Origin of the sequence: Paenibacillus sp. FSL M7-1046 (assembly GCF_038007405.1) — a bacterium.
GTDB lineage: Bacteria > Bacillota > Bacilli > Paenibacillales > Paenibacillaceae > Paenibacillus_AQ.
This window is the reverse complement of sequence record NZ_JBBOXB010000001.1, coordinates 5,814,677-5,833,957: the sequence shown is the minus strand read 5'-3', so window position 1 is coordinate 5,833,957 and position 19,281 is coordinate 5,814,677. Positions and strand designations below refer to the sequence as shown.

Sequence of the window (19,281 nt, the reverse complement as noted above, 5' to 3'; positions counted from 1 at the left end):
TTCCCGCCTCCTAAACAAGCAGATTCTTTTTCTATGTCCATCATAGATCGATGCGAAGAAGCTCTGGTAAGCTCGCTTCGCATCGATAGATAATGGGAATGTTTCTATTGCTTCTTATTTATTAGCTTCGAATGCGGTTTGATGTTCCTTGCCCACTGCGGCGGAATCCACTTTTTGTACAAACAGGTTTTGAATGCTGCTCAAGTGAACTTGCGCCGTTGCCGGGTTCATCGTATTGTCAAACGCCAGGTCGCCGCCTTTGACTTCATTGAACAGGCCTGCAATGTTAATCGCAAGATCGGAGTAACCGGCAGCTTTCAAATCGCCATCCACTTTTTGTCCCAGACCTACGGCATTTTTCAGTTCAAATTGCTTCTTAGGATAGTTGGATGCGAAGAAGTTGAGGAAATCCTTGGTTTCCTGCAAATGCTCGCTGTTCGCGGAAATAGCAAATGCACTGCCTGGAGCAAGCATGAATTCGTTAGGGTCGCCCTTGCCGTTAACTGTAGGGAATTGGAAAGCTCCTACTTTGCCGGCTACAGATGAAGCATCAATGGCTCCGGTTTCCCATGAACCGATAGACCACATTGCCGCTTTACCGGTTTTGAAGATATTGCCGCCTGCATTGGCATCAATGGATGTTGCACCATCAGGGAATGCGCCGGCTTGGACCAGCTGCTGGAAGGCGTCTACTGCTTCTACGAATGCTGGATCTTCGAACGTTTTCTTGCCGTCAAGCACCTCTTGCAGGAAACCCGGGCCACCGTTGGTACGGAGCAGAATGTTCATGAACAGGAATGAGCCTGTCCAGGAGTCCTTTTCACCGATCGCAAGGGGTGTGATGCCTTTCTCTTTGAGGATCTTTACATCCTTAAGCATTTCTTCGAATGTGGTTGGCGGGTTCGCAATGCCGGCTTGCTCAAACAGCTCCTTATTGTAGTACACAACCTCGATATTGTTGCCGTCAGGCAGTGCGTACACATTATTATTGAAGCTGTAGTAATCGAGCAGTCCGGTTTGATACGTATCCTTCAATCCGTTCTGCTCCAGCATGTCGTTCAGTGGAGCGAATAGTCCGGCATCTACAAACGGCTTCATTTGTGCAGCAGGGTTAACGATGGTGATGTCTGGCACTTCTTTGGAGGCCGCTTGTGTTTTGAGCTTTACTTTTTGCTGGTCAGTGTTCAAAGTATCCAGTTCAATATGAATGTTTGGATTTTCTTTTTCATATTCCCCCACCAATTCGCGGATCATTTTGTAGGCGGGTGTTGCAGGGTCAGGATAGATGTTCTGAAAAGTAATCGTTACTTTTTTGCCGCTGTCTTTGGTAGCTTCCGCAGCGCTGTTGGTGCTCTTCGGAGCTGCGTTGTCCCCCCCGCTGTTATTGTTACTGTTGTTGTTGGAGTTGCCGCATGCCGCCAAGGTTAATGCCATAGCTGCAGTCAGACCGATGGAGAATGTCTTTTGCATTTTTCTGTTGACCATTTGTTTGTTGCCCCCTGTCTTCGTGATATGTTCATTATCTTTCGATTAAGCGCTTCCAACAAGGTGGGAACTGCAGAATAAAGGTTTGTTTTTTCTATATATAAAATAAAGCAAGCATATTGCGATATCTCTTTCCGATATTTGCTTGCCCTTAAGAAAAATAGCAGCAGCCAGGGATATGCTCATCCGTGGCTGCTGCCGCATCATTAAGGCTATGAAGTTTAGATTTCATAGTGTTTCCGTATTACAGATTGTAGTTGACGCCTAGTTCTCCAGCCGCCATTGCTTAATCACATTCAGCAGCCCTGGCACATCCAGCCCATCCAGTGAAAAGGCTTTGCGCAGCAGGTCATGGGGGATGAATTCATCATACTTTCCGAGATATGGCGCTTCATCCTTGCTGAGCAAGGAAAGCGGGTCCGTCGCAGCGGTTGTTTCAGCCATGATCTCTTCCTCCAGCGTATCCGCATCCACACTGCCGGCGACTACCATATAATAAGGCTCCATTGGTGTGATGGAACGAAGTCCCAGCCGGCCCTTCAGGTTATTCTTCAGCAGCCGTTCCAAAGTCCGGAACTGCCGGCTTCCCGCCCACGGCAGAATGAACATGGAATCGCCGCCTGCCGGCAGGACCGAGCGCGTGAGCAGACCGCTCTCCTTGGCCAGGCGGCGGGCCCGTTCCAACCGGGCCGCTGCGCTTGGCGCCAGATACGGATACAGCACCGTCGCTCCCAATACCTCACGGATTTTGGCCATGATCCGGGTATGCACATCACCGCCAGCACCAAGCCAGAGGGTATCAACCTTACCACGCGAGCCTTTGACATAGACGGCCTTATGGCGGTTGTCTACCTCCTCCACCTTCCACAGCTTGCCCGCCAGCGTAAAGCAGTAGCCCGGTGGGGGTACGGTAGTAATGGAGCCAATTTCCTCGGTGCCATTGTAGACGACATGCTCCTCATCGTCTTTGAATACAGCAAGAAAACGGAAATTGTTGACGATCTTCTCACCGGCCAGCCCGATCAGCAGTCCGCCTTCCTCCAGTGTCTCAATATGGCCCATACCTACCATGTACTCCATGAAGGTATCGTAATCTGCCGGGTCAATTCCCCGGAAGGAAGGCAGGCTCAGAACAGCTGCCTTCAAATCCTCCGGTTCGGCTTCCCCCATGCTCTTAAGAATGCTCATCGTCTGATGGTACAGGAGCCCAACCGGCAGCTGGCGCACATTCAGCGGCTCTACCCATTTCTCCCGCACATACAGCTCAATGACTGCAATCGCCCGCAGCAGCGTCCATGGCATCCGCGCGGGCAGCTGCGCCTCCTCGTCCTCTTCCTCCGGGGTGACGAAGATCATCTCCGAAGCGGAGTCACCGCGTCTGCCGGAGCGTCCCAGCCGCTGGACGAAGCTGGCGCAGCTGTATGGTGCGCCGAGCTGCAGCACCCGCTCCAGCTCGCCAAGATCTATCCCCAGCTCCAGGGTAAGCGTAGCTGCGGCTACCGCGGCGCCGGGACCTTGCCGGAGCGCGGCTTCCGTCTCTTCGCGCAGCATCGCGGAGATGCTTCCATGATGCACATGGAACACATCCCGCTCGCCGCGTTTGGCTGCCATGCGCCGCATCTCCAGAATCGCCTCCTCGGCGTCCGTACGGCTGTTGGTGAAGATCAACGCCTTCTTCAGATGCGTGTGATCGTAAATGAACCCGTAATAGGCCTGGCGGGCCCGCTCCAGGTGTTCAGCCTGCACCTCATCCCGCGCATCCGGGAAGGAGAAATGCTCCACACTCAGCCGGAGCTTGCGCCCCCCTTGCGGAGCGGATACCTCCACGCTCTCCCGCGTACCGGCGGCCAGCCACTCGGTCACGGAAGCATAATCGCTCAGTGTGGCCGAAAGGCCGATCCGCCGGGGATGGCAGCCGGCCATCCGCGAGATCCGGGCCAATTGGCTGAGCACCTGGATGCCGCGGTCTGCCCCCATAAAGGCATGCACTTCATCAACAATAATGAAGCGCAGATCATGGAACAAGGCGGGGATCGCATTCGGGCGGTTCATGAGCAGCCCCTCCAGCGATTCAGGGGTAATCTGCAGCACTCCGGAAGGATTCTCCATCAGCTTCGTCTTATCCGCTTGCGGCACATCGCCATGCCAATGCCAGACCGGGATATTGCCTTCCCGCAGCAAATCATTTAACCGTGTGAATTGATCATTGATCAGCGCTTTGAGCGGCGCAATATAGAGAATCCCCACCGAATCGGACGGGCGCTCATAGAGCTCAGTTAATGCGGGAAAGAATGCTGCCTCCGTCTTGCCCGAGGCCGTACCGGAGGCAATCAGCAGGTGATGCGGGGTATCAAACAACACGCGGCAAGCATCTACCTGAGCCTCGCGAAGCGTCTCCCACCGGTTTTTGTAAATAAACTCCTTGATGAAAGGGGCCAGCCTGTAGAACGGATTGTCGCTCATAGGTCAAACTCCGCAAGAAAACCGTCCAGTTCGTTTTGCTCAGTCTCCGCCGGTTTTACGGTGCGCTCGCCCACCAGCTTCTCGAAGGAAATCTCCGGATGCTGGTGAAGAGTGTGTAGCAGATCCATGAAATCACGCACGACCTCGCGCGGGGTCAGCAGTTCATCAGCACCCAGTCTGCCCACGGCTTCTTCCATGACATGCACCAGCTGCTCTTGGGTAAGTCTCGCATCATAGCCGTAATGCAGAGCGTGGATATCCCGCAGCTTCTGTAGCAGCACCAGAATTTCCTCATGGGACAGCATGTCCAGCGCAATAATCGGTCCGGTGAAATTATTCAGCTCGGCTGAACCGTAGCGGCCCGCCACCAGCCGTGAACGCAAAGCCTCGTAGCTGAACAATCCGCGCCGCCCGTCTTCAACGAACTGCGGGGTACCTCCAATAAAGATGCCCAGCCGTTCCGCTTTGCCTTGCATCGTATCGTTGAACATTGTCAGCAGCTTCTCGTAGTTGCTCTGGCGGGAGATGCTGTTGGTAATCTTGTAGAGGTTAACTCCCTCATCTATAAAGAGCAGCAGACCTTTATAGCCGATAGCCCCTGTGAATTCCGCCCATAGCTTCATATAATCGTACCAGTTGTCATCATCAATTATGACGCCTACGCCAAGTGCTTTGCGCGCTTCGGTGCGGGTGGCGAATTCACCGCGGAGCCAGCGCAGCGCATCTTGCTTCAGCTCATCATCGGCAAGCTTATGACCGTTCCAGTAAGCAGCCAGCACCTTGGCAAAGTCAAAGCCATGCACAAGACCGCGCATCTCAGAGGCTACTGTATAAATTCGCTGCTCCACCTCTTCGCCAAGCTGCAGGGAGTCAGGTCCACACCCCTTCTCCTGCATCACCGCCTGCTGAAGCGTCATAATCCACTTCTGCAGCATGATTTCGAGTGCTCCACCGTCTGGACGGGTCCGGGTCGAGAGGTGGCTCATCAGCTCCCGGTAGGTTGCCAGGCCTTGTCCCTTCGTTCCTACCAGCCGCCGTTCCGGCGAAAGATCGGCATCCGCGACCACAAAGTCCCGGTCCATGGCGTAGTTGCGGATAATTTGCAGCAGAAAGCTTTTGCCGCTGCCGAATTTACCGGTAATCAGCTTGAAAGCCGCTCCGCCCTCAGCAATATTGTCCATATCCCTGAGGATGGCTTCCACCTCCGGCCGCCGGCCGACAGCAATATGTTCCAGTCCGATTCGCGGCACTACACCCGCCGTGAGCGAGTTTACGAGTGCGGTTGTCATCCGTTTCGGTATTTTCAGTTCATTCATCTAGGGATTCACCTCTTCAAATATTGCAGCACGGGCATAAATTCCTCAGTCAATTCCTCACCGTCGATCAGCAGATCGCCGAGCATGTCCATGGCAAGTTCGTTAATTTCGTCAAACAGCAGCTCCGGCATCGTCCCCCCGGCAGCGGCCAGCTTCTGCACAGCCTTCATTCCATCCTCATCAGCGAGTGCGGACACTGCTTGCCGCTGCAGAGGTGACAGTACGGAAGCGAATGCCTCCCACTCATTGTCTGCGCTGCCCGCAGCAGCGGGCGATGCTGGAACACTTATGGTCTCGGGAACAGCATAAACTTCTTCTATAGGATTCTCTTCCATAAAGGAAGGGACAGCGCAATCAGGCTCCGAACCCCCGGAATTCTCTGAACCCTCCAACTCCACTGAATCCTCAGATTCCTCTATGGTGAGCAGCGTACGGACAATCTCAGAATCGCTCTCCAGCCGTTCAAGCTTCCTCTTGTCAATAACAACCGCCGGACCTTTCCCGGCTTGCTCTGCCTTGCGGAATTCCCGTTTCAGAAAACGGGTCACCAGGTCGTCCATATCCGCATCAACCTTAACGTCTTTCAGCCGTCCGCGGAAGCCCATCAGCTCCCGCAGCTTGTTCTCGGTGAGCCGGAAAAGCCGCGTAATCAGGCTGCGCAGAGGCGGAGATTTACTGATCCTTACGACAGGCACCAGTACGGAGTAGCCGTAGAGCGATATATCATAAACTGCGCTGCGGAACAGGTAACGCTCCCGCAGTACCGGCGGGCCGGGCGGGAACATCTCCACCAGCTTGGAGCCCTGTTTGCGGGCTACATAGGCGTCTATTAATGCAACCACTTGAGGAATATAACGCTCAGCCGCCGCTTTGCCTTCACCGGTGTAGAACTTGGATTTGCTGATGTCGTAATCCGACATGACCGTCAGCACGGCAAAAGTCAGCTGTTCCGGCGCAGCAGTCAGGCACCTCATCAGCTCCAGCTCCGCCAGATCTCCGGCAAGTCCGCGTGAACGGGCAACGATGCCTGACAGCGGTACGTCCAGTTTATGCACGAAGGCAAAATCGGCAATCCAGCCGCCAAGATATTGATCGAGCCGCTTGTATTGATCCCGGTAAGCTTCCCATAGCAAGGACAGCTGTCTGTACCCTTCCTGCGGCTCTTCCCAGCCTACTCCGTTAATCAGCTCATAGACATGCAGAAAGATATAGGAGAGATCAGTCTTCGGATATCTGCCATGTCTGACTTCATCCCGCCAGAAGAAATACCATCTGTATTGCGCTCCCGTCATATGCCCGTATGTAGGCCAATAACTCTTGAATGGAACAAACAGTGTTGCGGCTTCCCTTTGTTCCACCAGCTCACGTGCCCGGTGCACAAATTGGCTTTCCGTAGTAGTTACCGGTTCCTGCTTCTCTTCCATATCCCAGAGCTGAAGCTGTACCGTCTCCTTCGAAGGCTCTTTCTTCTTCACCTTGGCGGCGGCTGACTTCGGCTGCACATTCCCGGCAGCTTCCCTTGGCGGAATCGGCACATTACTCTCCGTGCTTTCCCAGACCAGCTCTGTAAAGTGCGGCAGCTTCCCTTCATTATTCATTCTTCCATCGCTCCAATCCTGAAACGTAATCCGAGAAGACCCTGCTCCTGCTCTTATGAAAAAACGGTCCTGTTCACATGGTGTGAAGGAACCGTTTTGTTCTTCTCGAATTATCCGAACCCGCTGTACATTTCACATCTAATATTAGCATTGTTGCAGGATTAACATCAAGTAGATCCGCAAGGAATACTCTCTTAGAGCAGCTCAGTTCCTTTCGTTTCCTTCCCCAGAAACAAGACCGCCAGCGCACCGATAATAATGGTTACGAAGAACAGCATAAAGATTGAGCTGATGCCGACCTTATCGCCTACCAGAAAGCCTACCAGCAGCGGTGCGATCACACCGCCAATCCGGCCAAAGGAGGTGGCCAGCCCTGCTCCCGTCGAGCGGATTGCAGTCGGATACAATTCAGGGGTATAAGCATACATACCGCCCCATGCGCCAAGATTAAAGAACGAGAGGCAGATTCCGGCAGCCATCAGCATGCCCTCCGTTGTCGCATTTCCGAACCAGGCAGCGCTGACTGCTGTGAGCAGCAGGTAGATTACCAGTACAAACTTGCGCCCGAACTTTTCAATGAAATAAGCAGCGGTGAAGTACCCGGGCAGTTGGGCCAGCGTCATAATCAGTACATACTCAAAACTCTTAACAAGGCTGAAGCCCTTAATCACCATTACCGTAGGCAGCCACAGGAACATGCCGTAATAGGAGAACACCACCGTGAACCATAGAATCCACAGCATGATCGTCGATTTGCGGTACTCCGGCGACCAGACGATAGCAACGCGTTTACTCAGCGAAACCGGGGCCTTCTTAATTTCCGCAAACCGCGGGGAATCATCGATGGCACGCCGCAAATACAGCGCATAAAGTGCCGGTACGGCACCTATGCCGAAGGCGATACGCCAGCCGTAATCCGGAATAACAAAATAGGCAATCAAAGCGGACAAGATCCAGCCTACCGCCCAAAAGCTCTCCAGCAGCACAACCGCCCGGCCTCTCTCTTTTGCAGGCATGCTCTCCGACACCAGTGTTGAAGCAACAGGCAGCTCTCCGCCCAGCCCGAACCCTGCTACAAAACGCAGCACACATAATATCCCGAAGCCTGTAGCAAAAGCCGACAACCCGCTCGCCGCAGAGAAAATCAACAAAGTCCACAGCAATACTGACTTGCGTCCGAAACGGTCGGCCAAAATCCCCGCCGCTGCCGCCCCTGCTGCCATGCCCACCGAATTAATACTGGTCAAAAACCCAATCTGCTCCGGTTCAAGCGACCACTCCTTGGCGAGCGCTGCAACCACAAAAGAAATCATTCCGACATCCATCGCGTCAAACATCCAGCTTAATCCTGCACTGAACAGCAGTTTCCTTTGCTTCGGATTTCGCAGCAGCGTCATTTGATTCAAGTTCAAGCACCCTCTTCCCTTACTCCGACTATTCTACCCTGATATTGCTAGTTTCTCTTACACATTCTAAGAGTGCCGCTTCTAAAAATCAAGGAATAAAGCAGCATTAAAGTATTGCCGGGCCAGCGCTTGAAAATAACAGGTTTGTACAGAAATCGCCGAGATCATCAGCATATTTTGCACAGCATCCCTTTGCGGTCTTGTCAGATGGTTCAGCCGGTTCATCAATTTATCCATTGCACTTCTGAGTGAGCTGTCTGTTTTCCAGGAATAATCTCTGTTTGCGCTTCGTTCAGCCATCCCTTGCGCCTGCAGCGCAGGGCTGCGCTTAATCTCTTCGAACAGTTCCGCATACCCGTGATACAGCTGCGCCGGTTCAACCAAATCATCATCATCCCGTTCCGGTTTCAGGAAAAGCAGGCGGAAGAGCTGACGTATACTTTCGAAATCAAGCGCTGCTTTAAGGTCATCAATGATAAATAGCAGCGCAGCCTGATTAACCGAATACTTTTTTCCTTCCCTCGGTGAGCCGAGATATTCCTTGAAGTCGCGCTTCACCCAATTTTGCATAGCGGTGGCACTCAGTGTGGAATACTCTATGAGATGTCCAAGAGCAGCAATGTCCGAGAGCGAGAACCCTTTGACGTTCCCTCTTTTTATGATCTTTTGCAGGATGGGCGGGATTTCCGTAGAGAGGAACGCAGGCAGGGACATCCCCTGTTTCACCTCTTCGTGATGAAATTTCGTCCAGACCTCCTGAAGAATATGCAGCGGTTTTTGCTCTGAGTTTCCGGTCAGCGAGAGCAGCAATCCAGACATTTCTTTTCGGCTTAAAGTAAAAGCTTCCATAGATGGCACCCCTTCGCCATTTGATATTTTAATGAAAAGTTCGTACAATAGGTTCAAGTGAACTCATAATATGAGTATAACCTATTTTAATAACGAGAGGGATGGTAAAGATTTTATGGGTATAGGACTTAGTTTGACGTTGGTGGCCATTTTGATTATTTTAACCGCTTTTTTTGTAGCCACGGAATTTGCAGTAGTGAGATTGAGAGGCAGCCAAGTAAGTCAAATGGTTCTCGAGGGAAAGAAAAACGCTTTAGCTGTACAAAGAGTTGCAGCGAACCTTGACGGTTACTTGTCTGCTTGTCAACTTGGGATCACAATCACTGCCCTCGGTATCGGGGCGTTGGCAGAACCTGCATTTGAGCAGTTGCTGATTCCTTTATTCGATTTGGCTGATATCAGTCACAGTGTGAGCGAACCTATTGCTTTTGCATTGGCATTTATTATTGCCACATTCCTGCATGTCGTAGTCGGAGAACTTGCACCGAAGACGGCCGCTATCAACATTCCGGAGAAAATCGGTCAAATTACAGCCCCGCTGATTATTTGGTTCTACAAAATATTGTACCCTCTGATCTGGCTCATGAACGGTTCCGCCAATTTGCTTGTCAGCTTGTTCGGTATGAAGCCGGCCAGCGAGCACGGCGATGCGCACAGTGAAGATGAGATTCGTCTGATTCTATCCGAAAGCTATGAAAGCGGCAAAATCAACAAAGCCGAATATGGCTACGTGAACCGGATCTTCAATTTTGACGAGATGCTGGCCAAAGAAATCATGGTGCCGCGGACAGATATGGTGTGCTTATTCACCGACCACTCGCTGGCGGAGAATTTCAACATCATCCGTAAAGAGCAGTACACCCGATTCCCTGTAGCTGACGGCAGCAAAGATAATATTATCGGGATGATCAATACCAAACAGTTGTACCTGCAGTATGACAACAACCCGGATTTCGATTTTAAAAGCCTGATATTGCCGCTTCTGACTGTGTCTGAGGTAACCCCGGTGAAGAACTTGTTAACCCGTATGCAGGTAGAACGTGTGCATATCGCCCTTCTGCTTGATGAATACGGCGGAACTTCCGGTCTGATTACGATTGAAGATATTCTCGAGGAGATTGTCGGGGAGATCCGTGACGAATTTGACGGGGATGAACGCAAAAACATCGAGAAGCTCAGCGACGTCAATTACTTGTTCGACGGCAAGGTTTCTCTCCTGGAGATCAAGCAGCTGACAGGTCTTGACTTCCACGATGATGAAGTAACGACCATTGGCGGCTGGTTATACAGTCACCTGAGCGAGCCCACTATCGGCAAAAGCATGAATTACGAACATGTTACGCTTACAGTCCGTGAGATGAACAAAAACCGCATCCGCAAGGTTGAGGTGCTTATTGGGGAAAAGGACTCCCTGGAATCTGGGCAACAAACGGAATAATAGCTGAATATATATGAATAAAGGCGCTCCTTGACGGAGCGCCTTTTGTTGTAGCGGAACTTAGTTAGACAAAATCTTGCTCATATAATATTCGTCCACCCAATTCCCGCTGACCTTCAGCGATTTCTTCTTGATGCCTTCAATTTCAAAACCGCGCTTAGTGTATAATGACACCGCTCGATCATTATGCGTCATAACGGTCAGCTCCAGGCGCACAATGCCGACGCCGGTTGCCCAGCTCTCCATCTCCCGGAATAAGCCGCTGCCGATACCCATTCCCTGATAATCCGCCAAGATGCCTATGACAATATACGCGCTATGTTTATTTCGTCTTAGGCTTCCTCCACTGACGGATAAGTAACCCGCCAGCCTGCCATCTGCCACAGCGCCGATCAGAATCGAAGTTTCGGCCTTAGCAAAGCTCTCAATCATCTCTGTTACTTGCTGCAGTCCGGTCTGCCTCTCATCCGGCTCCAGCAGCATAAATGAAGATTCCTCATCCAGCCGGTGCTGCAGACTCAGGAGTTCAGCAGCATCCCCGGGTACCAGCTCTTTCAGCGTTATATTCATCATTTCCCCCTGCTTGATCTTGCTCGGCATATCACTAATTGCCGATGTACTTCTTGAACAGCATACTCCCGCTCCCGTCATACCCAAGCGCCTCATAGAATCGGTGCGCGGCTTCTCTGCTTGAATTGCTGGAGAGCATCACTTTAAGTGCACCTCTGGCAGCCGCAGCTTCTTCGGCAAATCTCATAAGCGCGGCGCCGTAACCCTTACCTCTCAACTGGGGGGCGATGATCACCCGCTCGATGACTGCAAATGGAAGGTCACCACTAAGTGCATCCATGCAAAAATGCAGATGGACTGTACCAACAACCTGCCCATTATCTTCATACACATACAGATAACTGTCCGGATTGCCGCCAATCTGTTCTATCCTCCGCGGGGATACATTAACACCCGGATGCTCCGGCAAAAGAATGCGGTATAGCGTATCTAGCGCGGCAGCATCCTGGGGCAATGCCTCTCTAATCATGTCGGAGTTCTCCTTATCATCCATCTTATATAGATGTTAATCTCCTTTAACAACGGCAAATCATCAATACATTTCCGTCAGGATCCTTGAAGTTAAACCAGTGATCATTCTCAATGTCAGTCAGGATCTCCGCACCGCTGGCTTTGACAAAATCATAAGCAGCATCGATGTCCTCCGTATTTAAATGAAAGGACGGCACATTCAGAACCGACTCGGCTGTGAAAATTCTGCTGTCCAGCACAATACCCGGCCCTTGCATCGGCACCACATACAGATGGCCGAACAATACCTCACCGTCAAGCGGAAGCCCCAGCAAGCTGCAATACCAGTTCTTTGATCTTTCAATATCACTGACCGGAATGAATACGGCGCCAATCTGATTCAGAATCGGACTTGTCACAGCAAGTACAGCCTCCTCTATGCTTTCTCAGAATAGGTATTACTTTTTAGTAATTCGATAAAATATGCCAATTTCCTTCCCCCGCAAGTTGATCGATTGGAACTTATGATATAATCTGGACAGATGATATCAAGACGTCAGGAGAATGAATTTGGCTAATCTATCCCTCGGGCACCTAAGGCTGACGCCACCCAAAATACTATCGCTCGGATTCATGCTGCTGATTGCGGCAGGAACAGTACTCTTATGCCTCCCGGCAGCCTCGACAGGAGACCGAATCTCCTTTATCGACGCCCTCTTTATGGCGACTTCAGCGACCTGTGTCACCGGGCTCGCTGTCATCGACACCGGAACACAACTGACGGTGTTTGGACAAATTGTCCTACTGGTGCTGTTCCAGTTCGGCGGTCTCGGATTTGTGACCATGGCCACGCTGATTACACTTGTACTTAACAAACGGATATCACTCAAAGAAAGGCTGCTGCTGCAGGAATCCATGAATCAGAACTCCATGCAGGGCATCGTCAAGCTGATCCGCCGGGTACTGATCTATTCCCTGGTCATACAGCTTAGCGGAGCAGCCCTGCTTGCCGTAAGATTCATGCTGGACATGCCTTTCGGAAAAGCGATATATTACGGTTTGTTTCATAGCATTTCTATCTTTAACAACGCCGGATTTGATCTCTTTGGAGATGTGCACGGGCCATTCAGCGCTCTTACCCGCTACGTGGAAGATCCAATTATAAACATCACTTCCATGCTGCTCATTTTCCTTGGCGGAATTGGGTTTATCGTGTTGTCCGACGTAATCGACTTCCCCAAACGCAAACGTCTGACCTTGCATTCCAAGGTGGTACTCTCCACTTCAGCCATCTTGATTCTGGTCGGGGCGGCAATTTTTTTCTGGCTTGAACTGAATACCACGCTGAAACCGCTGCATGCCGGCGGCAAAATAATGGCCTCCTTCCTGCAGGCGATTACCCCCCGCTCCGGAGGGGTGACAACCATTGAGATTCCGCTCTTGCGAGAATCCACTCAATTTCTGATGATTCTGCTGATGTTCATTGGTGCGGCGCCTGGATCTACCGGCGGTGGGATTAAGATTACTACCTTTGCCATACTGGTAAGTACAGCATATGCCAAACTGCGCGGAAAGGAAGACATCGTCATGTTCCGCCACCGGATCTCCAAAGAAAACGTCTACCGGGCCATCACGATGACACTACTCTCACTGATGCTTGTAGTCATTGCCACCATGCTGTTGTCCGTGACGGAGAGTGCAGATTTCCTGACCGTATTGTTTGAGGCGGTGTCCGCTTTTGGGACCTCGGGCATTACAATGGGGCTGACTACGGAGCTGACGACCATCGGGAAGGTTATGGTGATCATTCTGATGTTTGTCGGACGTACCGGACCGCTGACACTTGCATATGCGCTTAAACCGAAGAACAGCAAGGAGCTCTACCGTTATCCTGAAGGCAATATTACGATCGGGTAGAGCTTTCGAACCTATACCTATATAAAATGCGACCGTTCGCCGGCAGTGAATGCCTTCATCGGTCGCATTTTTGCGATGCTATTCTTCTTCCTGAATGTCCTGGGTATCCAGTGCGGCATCCAGCAGCTGATTAAACAGATCGTCATCATTCTCCAGCAGCGTGTCAATCTCAAGGAACTGCTCTTCGCTCCCCGGTTCGCCGGCAAAGCTGAAACTGTAATCCCATTCGCTTCCCCGTTTGCTGAAGAACGTAATTTCATACGGAGACTTATGATTGTCGAGCGTGAACACCGTCCTCCCGACATAGCTCTTATCTTCTTCGCGTTTCAATTCCGCCTTTATAATTTGTACGTTCATGCGCTTTCCTTCCTTTCATCTGATCGTCCACACTCTCCCAGTATAGCATTGAAATGAAAGCAAATCCCTCTCTTTCCGCTGCAATTGACTTTTTTCATCCGGCGGTTAATAATTTAATACAATGCTCATACAGCACTAAAATATAGTAAATGGAGGAAACCCAATGCTCAATTTAGAAGCGAAGCTTAGCAAATATGCAGATCTGGCAGTCGAAATCGGCGTTAACGTTCAACCGGGTCAAATACTGGTCGTGAACGCCCCCGTTTCAGCAGTAGAATTCGTACGGCTTATTACAGCCAAAGCTTATGCCATAGGGGCAAGTCTGGTCAAAGTAAACTGGAGTGACGAGAGCATTACCCGCCAGCAGTTTGAACATGCCGCACCGGAAGTCTTCACGAAGGCTCCAACGTGGTACGCGGGAGAAATGACCGAATTCGCCGAGAATGGAGCCGCTATTCTGACTGTAATCGCCGAAGATCCCGACGCACTGAAAGGTATTGATCCGGAACGTATCGCCAATTATCAAAAGACACGCGGTGCTGCGCTTACGAAATACCGTGATTTCCAAATGTCCGATAAAATCAGCTGGAGTATTGTCGCCATCCCTACACAAGCTTGGGCCGACAAAGTGTTCCCTGATGTTCCGGCCGAAGAACGTGTGGATAAACTATGGGAAGCTATCTTCCACACTGTCCGTCTTGACCGCGAAGATCCGGTTGCCGCCTGGCAGGAGCATCTTGATACACTAGAACAGAAGGCTGATGTGCTTAATGCCAAGAAGTATAAAAGCCTGCATTACATAGCACCCGGCACAGACCTGACTATCGAACTGCCAGAGGGTCACATTTGGGCGCAAGGAGACAGCATCAATTCCAAAGGTCACACCTTTGTCGCCAATATGCCAACAGAGGAAGTATTCACTGCACCGCTTAAGACTGGTGTAAACGGCACGGTCAGAAGCACCAAGCCGCTCAGCTACGGCGGCAACATTATTGATGATTTCTCCATCACCTTCGAGAACGGCCGCATCATCAGTGTAAGCGCCGGTAAAGGACAGGATTCACTGGAGTATCTGATCAGTCTGGATGAAGGCGCCAAATATCTCGGCGAGGTTGCGCTTGTGCCTCACCAGTCCCCGATCTCCGAATCGAATATATTGTATTTCAATACCTTGTTTGACGAAAATGCTTCCAACCACCTGGCCATCGGCACAGCTTATGCCTTCTGCCTTGAGGGCGGTAAAGAGATGACCCAGGATGAGCTGATTGCCCATGGCCTGAATACCAGTGTCACCCATGTCGATTTTATGATCGGCTCACCTGACATGGATATTTACGGAATTACAGCTGATGGTACACGGGAACCGGTATTCAAAAGCGGAAACTGGGCGTTTTAAACACAGACTACAGATAGCGGAGGAGCAAAATCATGTTGAGTTTCAAGCAAAAGCTGGAGAATTACGCACTGCTGGCTGTAAAGATCGGAGTCAATATACAGCCCGGACAGACGCTCGTACTCAATGCAGACATCGTTGCTGCAGAGCTTGTCCGCCTGATTGTGCGGAAAGCTTATGAGGCCGGTGCTAAGCTGGTCAAGGTCAATTATACCGACGAGTTCGTCACACGGACCCGCTACGATCTGGCCCCGTCGGCCAGCTTCCTTGAACCGCCGAAATGGCAGGCGGATGAGCTGGAGGATCTGGCACGCAACGGTGCGGCCATCCTGACGGTGATCTCCGCCAACCCGGATCTCCTGAACGGTGTAGAAGCCAGCCGGATATCCGATCATCAGCGCACCGCAGGCCAGGCTATGGCCCCGTACCGTGAAATGATGATGAACAATTACATCAGCTGGAGCGGTATCGCTTTTCCGTCGCCATCCTGGGCGGCCAAGGTATTTCCCGATGCACCGCCGGAAGAACAGGTTGGCCTGCTCTGGGATGCTATCTTCAAGGCGGTACGTGCAGACCAAGAGAACCCCGTTGAAGCTTGGAGCCTGCATCTGGGCGGCTTAAAGCAGCGCTGTGACCTTCTGAACGCCAGAAAATACCGCAAGCTGCATTATACCGCTCCCGGAACGGATTTGACCATCGAATTGCCCGAAGGGCATATCTGGTGTCAGGCCGGAGCCGTGAATGGACGCGGAGTCTCTTTCCTCGCCAATATTCCGACAGAAGAAGTATTCACTGCCCCGCTGAAGACTGGCGCTAACGGCAAAGTCAGCAGCACGAAGCCGCTCAGCTATGGGGGCAACATCATCGACCGGTTTACGCTTACCCTGGAGAATGGCAAGGTCACAGACTTTACGGCAGAAGTCGGCCAGGAAGCATTGGCTTCCCTGCTGGCTATGGATGAAGGAGCCGCTTACTTCGGTGAAGTAGCGCTGGTCCCTTACCACTCTCCAATCTCGGAAAGCGGTATTCTCTATTACACTACACTGTATGATGAGAATGCTTCATGCCATCTGGCACTTGGTGCCGCTTATGCATTTACCTTGCAGGAGGGCATCTCTATGACCAAGGAGCAGCTTGCTGACAAAGGGATGAATCAAAGTCTGACCCATGTGGACTTCATGATGGGTTCCCCGGAAATGAATATCGACGGAATTACCGACGATGGAACTGCTGAACCCATCTTCCGAGCAGGGAACTGGGCTTAAGCAAAGTTTCTGAGCTGTTGTGTCCGTTCGATTAATCCCTTATAGCCGCACCCCGTTGCTCTCTGAATAGAGGGTAACGGGGTGTTTTTGGTTTGCCAGAAGATAGTTAAAGGCATGATTAACCCAAATTTAAAATTATGTTCAAAGAATATTCACAATATTGTTGAAATTAATTCACAAATATGTCACAATACAATTAAGGATTGTATTTCCAATCCAGTTTAGGTGTTGGATGAAGCCAATCAGTGCTGAACGATACTCACAAAACTTTTAGGAGGTCATCCTGATGAAAGAGTCGATATCCCCAGAGCTGGAACGGCCGGAGCATGAACGTCCAAGTGTTCAAGCCCCTACAGACTCAAGCATTATCGCATCCAATGCAATCAAATACACAGCTTACATCATGCTACTATTCGGTTTCTTATACTTTCTGATTGCATACCTGGCTCCTATGCTATGAGGTTGCTTCATTATATAGCTTTAATAGAAAGCGCTTACGGCTATTGAGCTCCTGATGGAGTCCAATAGCCGTTTTTATTTTCTTGCATTGTTCCTTCTTAGGGTTATCCACAAATGGGAGCACGCAAAAAAAGGTTTTGCCTTCCTCAACGGACGGCAGAACCTTTCTTTCTGCAAATAACAGCTTCACCGTACTTGCCAGAACTTTGAAACCGTTATTTAGTGATTACCAGGACAATGCCTTGCTGATCCAGGCTATGGCAGCAGGCGACCAGGTAGCATCCATTCTGGAGCGCAGCCAAGCTATAGCTTCCTCCCGGGAACCTTCATAAGGTGTAAGGCCATGAATCCCCATCCAATGCCCTACTGTCTCAAACGAAGTGCTGCTCCAACCATTTACTTCTCCCAAGTCATTTTGGCGTGCCTGAACTCCGGAGATTACAGTATCAAGGGTGCCTTGCAGCTCTGTGACGGCATTGTCAAAGGCAGTTTTCTTTTCCTTTGCTTTCATATCACCCAAAGAACGCAGCTGGCGGGTATCAATGCCCTCGTTGGCACGGATCACCTGCAGCAATGTCAATGCTTCTCTGCTGGCAAGGCCGTTATTGTACCGTTCTTCCAGTTCCTTAGAGCTGCCCACGGCTTTTACAAATGCCGGAAACCAGTCCCGCGAGACGAGAATTGCCTTTTTCTTAATAAACTTACCGTACCCGGCCAGTCCCTCACCGGGAAACTGTGCACGCCATCCCCATGGATCCAGCTCTGAACCGGTATGCCAGTTCTCGGCTTTGGTCAGCCCATTTAATGACGGATGCTCCGGAATCAGTGAAGCAAGGGGTACAATCCCCAGCTTGGCAATGACCTCAGCCATCTCCTTATAAGTTGTTACACCGCCCTGCACTTCCACGTTTTCCATCTCACTTTCCCCCTTAACGGAATGGTAAAATTACTTAATGATGGTTGTTCTGGACTGCTTACACTGTCTTCATGCAGCTGATTCCTGCAATAAATGTATCAATCAGCCGGGATAAGGAGATTCCCAAATCGAGCGGCAGGCCGAAGCCTCCCTTGTTCTCCAGTGCAGCAAATCCGTGCAGAATACTCCGCAGTCCCCGAACAGCATGCAGTTCTCCTTCTTCTCCAAGCCCGTAGCCTGACAGCACATGCAGGATAAAGGATAAAATCTGCTCACCTGCCTCTTCCAGCGCTGTGTTCCCTTGATCAGGTGCTTGCAGTGTTGTTTCGTATAGACCCGGATGCTGCCTTGCAAAGTTCACGTAAGCCTGCCCCATAGCATGAACGGCTGCATCACCAGCTATCCCCTCAGAAGCCTTTGTCATCGCAGTGTGGAGCTGTTCCAGGCCGTGTACAGCCAGCAGAGTCCGCAGCCCGGCTAGTCCGTTAACATGATTATACAACGACGGAGAGCGTACGCCCAGCTTGGCCGCGAGTGAAGCCAGCGTGACTTCTCCCATTCCCTGCTCATCCGCTAATTCTGCTGCAGCCAATACCAGCGTACGTGTATCCAGTCCAACCCTAGGTGACATCTTATCTTCCTTCCTTTCCTAGCTGCATTTGAGCTTTGCTCACAGCCTGTTTCATGGTTTCTCCAGGTGCCTTCAGCAGGTTGCCGTGTCCAACAGCAAGCACCGCTGCAGACGTTCCTGCAAGCTTAATTGCGCTGGCCACAGCCTGCTCCTTATTCCAGGTAGCCAGTGCCGGAAATGGAAACCATGGTACGACCGTCCCGGCCACCGCAGTTCTCCTAAATGTCTGAAAAGCATCCCCCGCTATCAAAGCTCCGCTTCGTTGATCCAGAAAAGACATCGAGCCCGGGGTATGGCCGGGAGTACTGATTGCGCTTAAAGAACCGACAGTATCTCCGTCATGGAGCAGAATGTCCGGTTTGGTGGAAATTTTGGTAGGTACGCTCCCTTTAATCGGAGTCTGCGGTTCACCTTGTCTAAGCGAACGGTCTCCGCGCAGCAAAGCTGCATCACGCTCAGAGATATATACAACAGCCTCAGGAAACCGTTTCTTCAGTTCATCCAGTGCTCCAACATGATCTCCATGAGCATGGGTCAGCACGATTCGGGTAATAGGCAGGTTCATTTTAGCCGCTGTACGGAGGATCCCTTGGACACTAAAAGACATTGCCGCATCAACCAAAGTTAATTCCTGATCTTCTACAACAAGATAGCAATTGACCGGAAACCATCCGGGCATCCACGTAAGCTGCAGCAATTTTCCTTCTTGAGTAATTCTCATAGATACACCCCTTAAAAACTAATGATATTAGTTATAATATAAACTAA

The 19,281-nt window shown here is 51.0% G+C and carries 18 protein-coding genes; 5 read left to right on the top strand and 13 right to left on the bottom strand.

Features of this window, described 5'->3' with window-relative positions; genetic code table 11:
• Positions 1 to 114: 114 nt before the first annotated feature.
• The 6 genes from NYE29_RS26075 to NYE29_RS26050 form a co-directional block, all read right to left on the bottom strand.
• A complete protein-coding gene (locus NYE29_RS26075; RefSeq protein ID WP_076111124.1) occupies positions 115 to 1,485 on the bottom strand; it encodes an extracellular solute-binding protein in 1,371 nt (456 codons plus the stop codon).
• 264 nt (positions 1,486 to 1,749) lie between these two features.
• Positions 1,750 to 3,948, bottom strand: coding sequence for a DEAD/DEAH box helicase (locus NYE29_RS26070; protein WP_340898056.1), 2,199 nt, complete (start codon positions 3,946 to 3,948; stop codon positions 1,750 to 1,752).
• Positions 3,945 to 5,264: an ATP-binding protein gene (locus NYE29_RS26065; RefSeq protein WP_340898055.1), complete on the bottom strand. Its 1,320-nt coding sequence runs from the start codon at positions 5,262 to 5,264 to the stop codon at positions 3,945 to 3,947. The genes NYE29_RS26070 and NYE29_RS26065 overlap by 4 nt, the downstream gene beginning before the upstream one ends.
• 8 nt (positions 5,265 to 5,272) lie before the next feature.
• Positions 5,273 to 6,862, bottom strand: a complete 1,590-nt coding sequence (locus NYE29_RS26060; protein ID WP_340898054.1) for a TerB N-terminal domain-containing protein — start codon at positions 6,860 to 6,862, stop codon at positions 5,273 to 5,275.
• Positions 6,863 to 7,056: 194 nt separating this feature from the next.
• The gene (locus tag NYE29_RS26055) at positions 7,057 to 8,259 is read right to left on the bottom strand and encodes an MFS transporter (protein WP_445322220.1); all 1,203 of its coding nucleotides are present in this window, start codon (positions 8,257 to 8,259) and stop codon (positions 7,057 to 7,059) included.
• A gap of 90 nt (positions 8,260 to 8,349) precedes the next feature.
• A complete protein-coding gene (locus NYE29_RS26050; protein WP_076111128.1) occupies positions 8,350 to 9,117 on the bottom strand; it encodes a DUF1836 domain-containing protein in 768 nt (255 codons plus the stop codon).
• Between the two features lie 115 nt (positions 9,118 to 9,232).
• On the opposite strand from NYE29_RS26050, the gene NYE29_RS26045 reads away from it, so the two are divergent.
• A complete protein-coding gene (locus tag NYE29_RS26045) occupies positions 9,233 to 10,555 on the top strand; it encodes a hemolysin family protein (protein ID WP_076111129.1) in 1,323 nt (440 codons plus the stop codon).
• A 60-nt stretch (positions 10,556 to 10,615) separates the two neighbouring features.
• Here NYE29_RS26045 and NYE29_RS26040 read toward each other — a convergent pair whose 3' ends face one another.
• From NYE29_RS26040 to NYE29_RS26030, 3 genes are read right to left on the bottom strand one after another with little or no spacing between them, the layout of a single operon-like run.
• Positions 10,616 to 11,155, bottom strand: coding sequence for a GNAT family N-acetyltransferase (locus NYE29_RS26040; protein ID WP_340898052.1), 540 nt, complete (start codon positions 11,153 to 11,155; stop codon positions 10,616 to 10,618).
• A gap of 4 nt (positions 11,156 to 11,159) precedes the next feature.
• Complete coding sequence (locus NYE29_RS26035) at positions 11,160 to 11,594, bottom strand: GNAT family N-acetyltransferase (RefSeq protein ID WP_340898051.1); 435 nt, start codon at positions 11,592 to 11,594, stop codon at positions 11,160 to 11,162.
• Between the two features lie 46 nt (positions 11,595 to 11,640).
• A complete protein-coding gene (locus NYE29_RS26030; protein WP_076111130.1) occupies positions 11,641 to 11,994 on the bottom strand; it encodes a VOC family protein in 354 nt (117 codons plus the stop codon).
• 151 nt (positions 11,995 to 12,145) lie between these two features.
• On the opposite strand from NYE29_RS26030, the gene NYE29_RS26025 reads away from it, so the two are divergent.
• Positions 12,146 to 13,492, top strand: coding sequence for a TrkH family potassium uptake protein (locus NYE29_RS26025; protein WP_445322184.1), 1,347 nt, complete (start codon positions 12,146 to 12,148; stop codon positions 13,490 to 13,492).
• A 78-nt stretch (positions 13,493 to 13,570) separates the two neighbouring features.
• Here NYE29_RS26025 and NYE29_RS26020 read toward each other — a convergent pair whose 3' ends face one another.
• On the bottom strand, positions 13,571 to 13,849 hold the full coding sequence (locus tag NYE29_RS26020; protein ID WP_038592629.1) for a hypothetical protein: 279 nt from the start codon (positions 13,847 to 13,849) through the stop codon (positions 13,571 to 13,573).
• A 163-nt stretch (positions 13,850 to 14,012) separates the two neighbouring features.
• Between NYE29_RS26020 and NYE29_RS26015 the strand changes: the two genes are divergently transcribed.
• The 3 genes from NYE29_RS26015 to NYE29_RS26005 all read left to right on the top strand — a co-directional run bounded on the left by NYE29_RS26015 (position 14,013) and on the right by NYE29_RS26005 (position 16,967).
• Complete coding sequence (locus NYE29_RS26015; protein WP_076111133.1) at positions 14,013 to 15,245, top strand: aminopeptidase; 1,233 nt, start codon at positions 14,013 to 14,015, stop codon at positions 15,243 to 15,245.
• 32 nt (positions 15,246 to 15,277) lie between these two features.
• Positions 15,278 to 16,507: an aminopeptidase gene (locus NYE29_RS26010; RefSeq protein ID WP_340898049.1), complete on the top strand. Its 1,230-nt coding sequence runs from the start codon at positions 15,278 to 15,280 to the stop codon at positions 16,505 to 16,507.
• A 286-nt stretch (positions 16,508 to 16,793) separates the two neighbouring features.
• Positions 16,794 to 16,967: a hypothetical protein gene (locus NYE29_RS26005; protein WP_179091755.1), complete on the top strand. Its 174-nt coding sequence runs from the start codon at positions 16,794 to 16,796 to the stop codon at positions 16,965 to 16,967.
• A 225-nt stretch (positions 16,968 to 17,192) separates the two neighbouring features.
• On the opposite strand, the gene NYE29_RS26000 is transcribed toward NYE29_RS26005, so the two are convergent.
• From NYE29_RS26000 to NYE29_RS25990, 3 genes are read right to left on the bottom strand one after another with little or no spacing between them, the layout of a single operon-like run.
• Positions 17,193 to 17,882, bottom strand: a complete 690-nt coding sequence (locus tag NYE29_RS26000) for an AlkZ-related protein (RefSeq protein WP_340898048.1) — start codon at positions 17,880 to 17,882, stop codon at positions 17,193 to 17,195.
• Between the two features lie 58 nt (positions 17,883 to 17,940).
• Positions 17,941 to 18,513 carry a TetR/AcrR family transcriptional regulator gene (locus NYE29_RS25995; RefSeq protein ID WP_076111136.1) on the bottom strand — a complete coding sequence of 191 codons (573 nt, stop codon included), beginning with the start codon at positions 18,511 to 18,513 and terminating at the stop codon, positions 17,941 to 17,943.
• Between the two features lies 1 nt (position 18,514).
• On the bottom strand, positions 18,515 to 19,234 hold the full coding sequence (locus tag NYE29_RS25990) for an MBL fold metallo-hydrolase (RefSeq protein ID WP_340898047.1): 720 nt from the start codon (positions 19,232 to 19,234) through the stop codon (positions 18,515 to 18,517).
• Positions 19,235 to 19,281: the final 47 nt, after the last annotated feature.